The organism is Undibacterium sp. 5I2 (assembly GCF_035019605.1).
In the GTDB taxonomy this organism is placed as follows: domain Bacteria; phylum Pseudomonadota; class Gammaproteobacteria; order Burkholderiales; family Burkholderiaceae_D; genus Undibacterium.
In genome coordinates this window covers 1-338 of the sequence record NZ_JASJVS010000171.1, presented here as the reverse complement: position 1 = coordinate 338, position 338 = coordinate 1, and the positions used below count along the sequence as shown (strand labels likewise).

Genomic DNA, 338 nt, shown 5'->3' with positions numbered 1-338 from the left:
AGCAATAACAGCTCGACCAATTTTGGCGGCAGCATACAAGATGGTGTCAGTGCCACGGCGCTGACGAAAGTCGGCAGCGGCACACAGACGCTGGCGGGCACGAATACCTATAGCGGCGCGACCACGGTCACTAACGGTAGCTTGGTCGCCGGTGCGGTTAATGCCTTCGGTAGCAACTCGGCTGTCACCACGGCCGCTGGTGCTACGCTCGATCTCGGCGGTTTCAATCAAGCCATCGGTTCGCTGGCTGGTAGCGGTGGTACGGTGACGAACAGCGGTGCGACAGTGGCAGCGATGACGATCGGTGGCAATAACAGTTCAGCCAATTTTGCTGGCAC

General features: G+C 59.2%; 1 protein-coding gene. It reads left to right on the top strand.

Annotation, left to right across the window (positions count from 1 at the left end; all coding sequences use genetic code 11):
• On the top strand, positions 1–338 hold a 338-nt coding region (locus QN359_RS19855; protein ID WP_323493437.1), incomplete at both ends, for an autotransporter-associated beta strand repeat-containing protein.